General features: G+C 70.6%; 8 protein-coding genes and 1 riboswitch. Of the genes, 3 read left to right on the top strand and 5 right to left on the bottom strand.

The annotated features are described in order from the left end of the window. Nucleotides 1-349, top strand: a 349-nt coding sequence (locus tag AC1DP0_RS13715; protein ID WP_478085106.1) for a hypothetical protein, incomplete at its 5' end; no start/stop codon positions are given. A gap of 57 nt (nt 350-406) precedes the next feature. On the opposite strand, the gene AC1DP0_RS13710 is transcribed toward AC1DP0_RS13715, so the two are convergent. The 4 genes from AC1DP0_RS13710 to AC1DP0_RS13695 all read right to left on the bottom strand — a co-directional run bounded on the left by AC1DP0_RS13710 (nt 407) and on the right by AC1DP0_RS13695 (nt 4279). Next, the gene (locus tag AC1DP0_RS13710; protein WP_478085105.1) at nt 407-1174 is read right to left on the bottom strand and encodes an ABC transporter ATP-binding protein; all 768 of its coding nucleotides are present in this window, start codon (nt 1172-1174) and stop codon (nt 407-409) included. A 1-nt stretch (nt 1175) separates the two neighbouring features. Beyond that, entirely contained in the window at nt 1176-1970 is a 795-nt protein-coding gene (locus tag AC1DP0_RS13705) for an ABC transporter permease (protein WP_478085104.1), read from the bottom strand. Beyond that, on the bottom strand, nt 1967-2956 hold the full coding sequence (locus AC1DP0_RS13700) for a glycosyltransferase family 2 protein (protein ID WP_478085103.1): 990 nt from the start codon (nt 2954-2956) through the stop codon (nt 1967-1969). The genes AC1DP0_RS13705 and AC1DP0_RS13700 overlap by 4 nt, the downstream gene beginning before the upstream one ends. 159 nt (nt 2957-3115) lie before the next feature. Continuing rightward, nucleotides 3116-4279, bottom strand: a complete 1164-nt coding sequence (locus AC1DP0_RS13695) for an acyl-CoA dehydrogenase family protein (protein ID WP_478085102.1) — start codon at nt 4277-4279, stop codon at nt 3116-3118. Between the two features lie 142 nt (nt 4280-4421). After that, a riboswitch (SAM riboswitch) is annotated at nt 4422-4535 on the top strand. Nucleotides 4536-4623: 88 nt separating this feature from the next. On the opposite strand from AC1DP0_RS13695, the gene AC1DP0_RS13690 reads away from it, so the two are divergent. Further along, a complete protein-coding gene (locus AC1DP0_RS13690; protein WP_478085101.1) occupies nt 4624-5943 on the top strand; it encodes a bifunctional o-acetylhomoserine/o-acetylserine sulfhydrylase in 1320 nt (439 codons plus the stop codon). A 51-nt stretch (nt 5944-5994) separates the two neighbouring features. Further along, on the top strand, nt 5995-7035 hold the full coding sequence (locus AC1DP0_RS13685) for a S66 family peptidase (protein ID WP_478085100.1): 1041 nt from the start codon (nt 5995-5997) through the stop codon (nt 7033-7035). Between the two features lie 27 nt (nt 7036-7062). Here the strand turns inward: AC1DP0_RS13685 and AC1DP0_RS13680 are convergent. After that, nucleotides 7063-8439 (bottom strand): cation:proton antiporter domain-containing protein (locus tag AC1DP0_RS13680; RefSeq protein WP_478085099.1); only part of this gene is annotated, 1377 nt, incomplete at its 5' end.

Raw genomic sequence — 8439 nt, 5'->3', positions numbered from 1 at the left:
GGGAGTGGACGTGCTCGTCTTCCCCGGCGCGGTCTCCGCTGAGCGAGGCTGGGCGAGAGGTCGCGCGTACCGCGACGAGGGGTTGGTGTCCGCGCTCGGTCTCGTGGCCGAGGGCGCTGCCGACCTGGCGTGGGCCCTGGGCACGCCCGACGTCGCTTACGTCGAGGTCCGCAGCGACCTCCTCGACCGGGCGACGCTGAGGGCCCTGCGCGATCGAGGCTGCGCCCTCGCCGTCGAGGCCGGCGGCAAGGAGCTGCCGGACTGGGCCACGACCGGCCTGGTCACCGCCGTGGACCCGGCCACGCTGGATCGGGACATCCGTGCCGTCCAGGCCACGCGCTCGTCCTGACCCTGGCGCGCCCACGACCTCCCCGGCCGGTAGGCCCGGGCAGCCCGGGCAGCCCGGTCAGCTGGGGTTGGCGTTGTAGAGGTCGAGGATCTCGTCCATCGACCCGTCGGCCTCGAGCCGGCCGCTCCTGAGGTAGAGACCACGGGTGCAGAACCGGCGGAGGTCGGGCTCGGAGTGGGACACCAGGAAGAGCGTCCGGCCCTCGGCGAGCAGCGACTCCATGCGCTGGTAGCACTTCTCGCGGAAGTCCTTGTCGCCGACCGCGAGCACCTCGTCGACGAGCACGATGGGTTCGTCGAGCGTCGTGATGAGGGCGAAGCCGAGTCGCACCTGCATGCCCGAGGAGAAGTGTCGGAACGGCATGTCCAGACCCTGCCTGACCTGCGGCCCCGCGAAGTCGACGATCGAGTCGAAGCGCTCGGCGATGGCCTGCTTGTCCAGACCGTGCAGCCCAGCCGCCAGCACGACGTTCTCGCGCGCCGTCAGCTCGCCGAGGAAGCCCCCGGTGAGCTCGATGAGCGGCGCCACCCCTCCGGACACCTCGACGCTGCCCTCGTCAGGCAGCAGCACTCCGGCGATGGCCTTGAGCAGGGTGCTCTTGCCGCCACCGTTGGAGCCGACGAGGCCGACCGCCTCACCGGGGCCGACCGAGAACGAGATGTCCTTGAGGGCCCAGAAGGTCTCCTTGGACGAGGTGTTCTCCCGCCGCAGCACCATCTCGCGGAGCGAGAGCTTGCGTCGACGTGAGCGGTAGAACTCGATCCCGAGACCGTTGACGTCGATGACGTTGTCGTTGCCGGCTGGACGGTCTACCTGGCGCGCCACGTCAGATCTCCTTGAGGACGGCGCGCTCCATGCGCGCGAAAGCGATGGCGCCCCAGACGAGCAGGCCCACCGACATGAGGGTTCCGGTGATCAGCGGTTGCACCTGGAGGGGCGCGGAGAAGAAGCCCGCGCGGTACAGCTCGAGGATGCCGCTGAGCGGGTTGAACCAGAGCACCCGTTGCAGCCATTCGGGAGCGATGTTGAGGGTGTAGATGATCGGGGTGCCGTAGAAGAGCATTCGCAGCACGATGCGCACGACACGGATCGTGTCGTCGGCGAGCACAGTGGCAGGCGCGAGCAGCAGCCCGATGCCGGTCTGGAGCACGAACTGCAGCAGCAAGCCGACCGGGAAGAGGATCAAGCGCCAGTTGAGCGTCGTGTCACCCTTCGCCACGTAGACGACCGCGAAGGCGAACAGCACGGGCAAGGACAGGAGGAACTCGACCCCCTTGGCGATGACGACGCGGATGACCCAGAGCTCCCGCGGCAGGTTCGTCGACCGCACCAGCCTCGCCTCGGCCACGAGCGCCCGTGCGCTCTCGTTGATCGAGGCGTTGAACCACTGCCAGGGCAGCAGCCCGAGGAGCAGGAAGAGGAAGTACGGCTTGTGGCCCGCGTCGGGGCGCTTGAAGATGACGGCGAAGACGACGAAGTAGATCAGCGCCATCGCGAGCGGGTCGATGATCGTCCACATGTAGCCGAGCCAGCTTCGGGCGTAGCGGACCCTCAGGTCTCGCCTGACGAGGGTGTCGAGAATGGCCTTGCGCGCCCAGATCCCGCGATAGCGTTCGATCACCACGCCTCCTCTTCTTCGGGGACGAGCTCTTCGGGGCGGCTGGTGAGGAAGCCCCAGCCCCAGCTGCCGTGCATCGTCGCCAGCACCCCCGGAACCCGAACCGCCACCCCCGGTGCCTCGTGGCGGGCGATGGCCACTCCCCCGATGCCGACGCCTGCCGCGTACGCGGCAGGGATGGCCCACAGCGGCCGCCACACCAGGCCACCGACGAGGCCCACCGCCACTGCCACGAGTGCCGTGGGCGCGGCGAGGTACCTGGCGTTGATGGAGCCCTTGTGGCGGGTGGCCACGACGCGACGCCAGCGGCCGTAGTCGCGGTACTGGCGGCTGAGCGCACGCAGGGTCGGCCGGGGCCGGTACTTCACGGTGAGCGCGGGGTCGAACCAGACGACTCCGCCCGCCTGGCGGATGCGGTAGTTGAGCTCCCAGTCCTGGGCACGGGTGAACCGCGGGTCGTACCCGCCTGCGGCATCGAGCCATTCGCGGCGGAAGACCCCGAGGTAGACGGTGTCGGCGGGCCCGGGGTGGCCGCCGGTGTGGAAGCGCGCGCCCCCGACCCCGAGGGGCGAGGTCATCGCCACCGCGACGGCGCGCTCGAGGTCTGTGACGCCCTCGGCGAGCATGACYCCGCCCACGTTGGCCGCGCCGGTCTCCTCGAGCACTCGTACAGCGCGCTCGATGTACCCGTCGCTGAGGAACCCGTGCCCGTCGACACGCACGATGATGTCGTGGGCTGCCGAGGCGACGGCGAGGTTGAGCGCCTCCGGCGTACGGCCCGACGGGTTCTCCACGACGGTGATCCGCGGATCGCGCTCGGCGAGCCGTTCGGCGACCCCGAGGGTGTCGTCGTGGCCGGGGCCGACTGCGAGCACGATCTGCAGCTCGCCGGGGTAGCGCTGGGCGACGACCGCGCCGACCGCCTCCTCCAGGTGCCGCTCCTCGTTGAGCAGCGGCATGATGACGCTGACCGGAGGTGTTGGGTCCACGCGCGGGAGTCCTTCTCGTCAGGGTTCGGAGACTTGGGGCAGGCATCGCGATCCCGCGCCGGCCGCAACAGGGCTGGATCAGCCTACTGCCCCGAGAACCTACCGCCCGCCAGCGCGGAGGCCGTCAACCGGCCCGGTGGCCAGAGCAGGCGCCGACCCTCACCTCAGCAGCTGACGGGCCATGACGATGCGCTGGACCTGGTTGGTGCCCTCGTAGATCTGGGTGATCTTCGCGTCGCGCATCATCCGCTCGAGCGGGAAGTCCGTCGTGTAGCCGGCGCCACCGAGCAGCTGGACGGCATCGGTCGTGACCTTCATCGCCACGTCCGAGGCGTAGCACTTGGCGGCCGCGCCGAAGAAGGTGAGGTCCTTGTCGCCGCGCTCGGACTTGGCGGCCGCGACGTAGACCATCTGGCGCGCGGCCTCGAGCTCCATCGCCATGTCGGCGAGCATGAACTGGATGCCCTGGAAGTCGGCGATGCGCGTGCCGAACTGCTTGCGCTCCTTGACGTACGCGACGGCCTGGTCGAGCGCGCCCTGCGCGATCCCCACGGCCTGGGCGCCGATGGTGACCCGCGTGTGGTCGAGCGTGCGCAGCGCGATCTTGAGGCCGTCACCCACCTGACCGACGACGCGGTCACCCGGGATCCGCACGTTGTCGAAGTGGAGCTCGCGCGTCGGGCTGCCCTTGATGCCGAGCTTGCGTTCCTTCTCGCCGAAGGTGAAGCCCTCGTCGGACTTCTCGAGGACGAAGGCCGTGACGTTGCCGCCGCGGGGGCCGTCGGGGTCGGTGACGGCGAGCACGGTGTAGTACTCGGACACGCCGGCGTTGGTGATCCACGACTTCTGCCCGTTGACGACCCAGCCGTCGCCGTCCTGACGCGCGCGGCACCTCATCGCCGCGGTGTCGGAGCCGGCCTCGCGCTCGGAGAGACCGTAGGAGAACGTCGTCCGGCCCTGGGCGAGCGGCGTGAGGTAGCGGCGCTTGACGTCGTCGCTGGCGGCCAGGATGAGCGGGAGCGAGCCGAGCTTGTTGACCGCCGGGATGAGCGAGGCGGCCGCGTCGACCCGGGCCACCTCCTCGATGACGATGCACGTGGCGAGGGCGTCCGCACCGACGCCGTCGTACTCCTCGGGCACGTGGGGCGCGAAGAAGTCGGAGGCGACGAGGGCGTCGTGCGCCTCCTGCGGGTAGCGCGCCTCGGCGTCGACGGCGGCGGCATACGGGGCGATCTTGTCCTCGGCAACCGCGCGGACGGCCTCTCGCTGGGACTCGTGGTCCTCGCTCGTCCGGAACAGGTCGAAGTCGGGGTGCGTGCTCACGCAGGGAGCCTACTCGCGGGTTTCGATTAGTAGGACGTCCTCGTGATCGACGCCACGGCCACCGCGTGCCGGACGCGCTGGGCGTCCCACGATGAGGACGTCGACTCCTCTCGGTGGCGCAGGCATACGTAGACTTCCGGCAGGTCATGAGTGTCAGCGACAAGCCCCGGCTCGCTGGCCGGCAACCCTCCAACCGCGGTGGGGTGCCCCGGGTGAGGACCTGGCCACGGACACTCGTCCGCGGCAAGCGCGGAGAGCCTCTCTCCCGCACCGACCCGTCGGTGCGCCGGGCACGCAACCGTCGTCGTGCACCGGCCAGCGACCTGGCACGAGGAGAACGACCGATGAGCGAGACCCCCAGCTGGTCCTTCGAGACCAAGCAGATCCATGCCGGACAGACCCCCGACACGGCCACCGGAGCACGCGCCGTGCCGATCTACCAGACCACGAGCTACGTGTTCGACAACACCGACCACGCAGCGAACCTGTTCGGGCTCAAGGAGTTCGGCAACATCTACACGCGCATCATGAACCCCACCGCCGACGTGGTCGAGCAGCGCGTCGCGGCTCTCGAGGGTGGTGTCGGCGCCCTGCTCGTGGCCTCGGGACAGTCGGCGACGACGCTCGCCCTGCTCAACATCGCCGAGGCGGGCGGCCACATCGTGGCCTCCCCCAGCCTCTACGGCGGCACCGCGAACCTGCTGCAGTTCACCTTCCCCCGGCTCGGCATCGAGGTGACCTTCGTCGAGGACCCCACCTCGCTCGACTCGTGGCGGGCAGCGGTGCGCCCCAACACCAAGGTCTTCTTCGGCGAGACCATCGCCAACCCGAAGGCCGAGGTCCTCGACATCGAGGGCGTCGCCGCCCTCGCGCACGAGCACGGCGTCCCGCTCGTCGTCGACAACACCATCGCCACGCCCTACGTCATCCGTCCCTTCGAGTGGGGCGCCGACGTCGTCGTGCACTCGGCCACGAAGTACCTCGGCGGCCACGGCACCTCCATCGCCGGCATCATCGTCGACGCCGGCACCTTCGACTTCGCGGCCGACCCCGAGAGGTTCCCCGCCTACAACACCCCGGACGAGAGCTACCACGGCCTCGTCTACGCCCGCGACCTCGGCGTCGGCAGCCCGCTCGGCGCCAACCTCGCCTACATCCTCAAGGCGCGGGTGCAGCTGCTCCGGGACCTCGGCCCGGCGGCTGCCCCCTTCAACGCCTTCCTCATCACCCAGGGCCTCGAGACCCTCTCGCTGCGCATCGACCGGCACCTCGAGAACGCCGCGAAGGTCGCAGCACACCTGCAGGGCCACGAGCAGGTCGAGCGGGTCGTCTGGGCCTCCCTCCCCGAGAGCCCGTCGTACGCGCTGGCGCAGAAGTACGCCCCGCGCGGCGCCGGTGCGGTGCTCTCCTTCGAGATCCGGGGCGGCCTCGAGGCGGGCAAGAGGTTCGTCGAGGCGCTGACCCTCCACAGCCACGTCGCCAACATCGGCGACGTGCGCTCGCTCGTCATCCACCCCGCCTCGACGACGCACTCGCAAGGTGGTGACGACGCCCGCCTGGCCGCCGGCGTCACGCCCGGGCTGGTGCGCCTGTCGGTCGGCCTGGAGCACATCGATGACATCATCGCCGACCTCGAGCAGGGCTTCGCCGCCGCCAAGGCCTGACCGCCCGAAACCGGGGTGAAGCGGGTCGGCAGGGCTGGCACGATGGCGGCCATGCCGATCCGCTACCCCGCCCCGCTCCGTCCCGGTGACCGGATCGGCGTGACCTCGCCGAGCTCCGGCGTCTCCGACCAGCTCTGGGACCGGTTCACGTATGCCGTGGGGTGCCTCCGCGACCGCGGCTTCGAGGTCGTGGTGGGCGAGCTCAACCACACCCCCTCGCACGTCAGCGGTCCCCGCGACGCCCGGGCGGCCGAGCTCATGGCGATGCTGCTCGACCCGACGATCCGGGCCGTCGTCCCGCCGTGGGGCGGCGAGACCGGGATCGACCTGCTCGACCTCCTCGACCTCGAGGCCGTGGCCGACGCGGAGCCGACGTGGTGCGTGGGCTTCTCCGACACCTCGACCTGGCTCACCCCGCTCACGCTGGCCACCGGCATCGCGACGATCCACGGGCAGAACCTCATGGACACCCCGTACACCGTGCCGGACGGCATACTCCACTGGGTCGAGGTCGCCGGCGCGAGCCCGGGCGACGAGCTCGCCCAGCGCTCCCCCGGCCGCTTCAGGTCGGACGGCGGCTGGGACGTCTACGCCGGCAACCCCACGGTCACGGTCATGACCCTCGACAGCCCCGGGACGTGGACCCGAATCGACCCGGGGCACGAGGGCGAGGCGGCGACGGTGTCCGGGCGACTCATCGGCGGCTGCGTCGAGACGATCGGGTTCGCGGCCGGCAGCCGCTTCGGTGCGATGGCGGACTTCGCCGCGGCCCACGCGCCGGAAGGACTGCTGCACTACCTCGACATCTGTGAGTGGAACTCCTACGACATCTGCCGCGCACTGCACGGCATGCGGCTGAGCGGCTGGTTCGACCAGGCGAACGGCATCCTCGTCAGCCGCACGCACGCCCCGGGCCGCCCCGGCTTCACGCAGCACGACGCGGTGCGGGACGCGCTCGGGATGCTCGGCGTGCCGATCATCGCCGACGTGGAGTGCGGCCACGTCGCGCCCCACCTCGCGCTCGTCAACGGCGCGCTCTCGACGGTCGTCCACGATGACGACACGCACACGGTCGCGCAGCGACTGGACTGAACGGCGTCCTCCCGGAGGACCGTCACGTCAACCGAGGATTTCGTCGACGAAGCACCAGCGCCACGCCTCCCCCGGTTCGATCGAGCGCATCACCGGGTGCTGCGTCTCGTGGAAGTGGGCTGTCGCGTGCTTGCCCTCCGACGAGTCGCAGCAGCCGACGTGCCCGCACTCGAGGCAGAGGCGCAGGTGCACCCAGGTCGTGCCGTCCCGGAGGCACTCCTCGCACCCCTCCGGTGTCCGGGCAGCGGTGCACGTGTCCGTGGCGCGGAGGTGCTCGCAGGCCGCCTCGATCGTGTCCACGGGGAGCATCTCGCTCTCGGCCAGCCGGCTCTCCTGGTCGTCGAGGCGGTCGAGCATGGTCTCCTCCAGGTCGAGCGATGCCAGCACGGTGCGGAGGACGACGTGGTCGGCCCGGCCCTCGTCGCGCAGCCGGAGCACCTCGTCGCGCTCGGCCTGAAGCATGTGCATGCGGGCGCGGCGGTAGACGGCGCTCGGCGTCTCGTCGGCATCGCCGCTGCGCGGTCCGAGGCGCTCCCACATCTGGTTGAGCCGGTCCTCCGACCGCGACCTCAGCATCTCCCTGGTCGGGTCGTCGAGCTCGGTCATGGAGTCGAGGACGTCGAGCCCCGAGCGAGTCGCGGCCTGCAGCACGGTCGCCGCCTGGAGCGCGTCCTCGCGAGGGTCGGGACCGCGCACGCCGAGCCGTCGGGCCAGTCCCGGCAACGTCGTGCCCTGGATGAGCAGCGTGCCGATGGTGACGACGACCGCGATGAGCACCAGCACGTCCCGGTGGCGTGTCTCGGCCGGCAGGAGCAGGGCCGCGGCCAGCGTGACCACGCCGCGCATGCCCGCCCAGGACAGGACGACGGTGTGCGTCCACGGAGCCGGCGCCTCCTCGTGCAGCAGGCGCGTGCGCAGGTAGCGGAACGGCACGACCCAGACGGGGCGCAGGAGCAGGACGGCGACGAGGGTGCCGACGGCGGCGAGCGTGATCTGCCCGGCGGAAAGGGGCGAGCTGCGCACCTTGGCCAGCACGTAGAAGACCTGCAGGCCGATGAGCAGGAAGACGGCGTTCTCGAGGAGGAACTGGATGGAGGTCCAGTTGATCCGTTCACTGAGGCGGGACGCTCCGGCCTGCGTGCGCGGTGACTTGTGCCCGAGGACCAGACCGGCCGTCACGACGGCGATGACGCCAGAGGCGTGGAGCTCCTCGGCGGGGACGTAGGCCGCGAACGGCACCATGAACGACAGCACGGTGTCGAAGGCCGGCTCGGTGGAGAAGTGCCGACGCAGCACGGTGACGAGCAGCGCGATGCCGAAGCCGATCGCGGCCCCACCGACCGACGCCCACGCGAAGTCGAGCACGACGCCACCGAACGACACACCTTTCGACGCCACCCCGGC

The organism is Terrabacter sp. P5_B1, assembly GCF_056400505.1.
The sequence above is the reverse complement of the archived record's forward strand: the minus strand, read 5'-3'. Positions and strand labels throughout refer to the sequence as shown.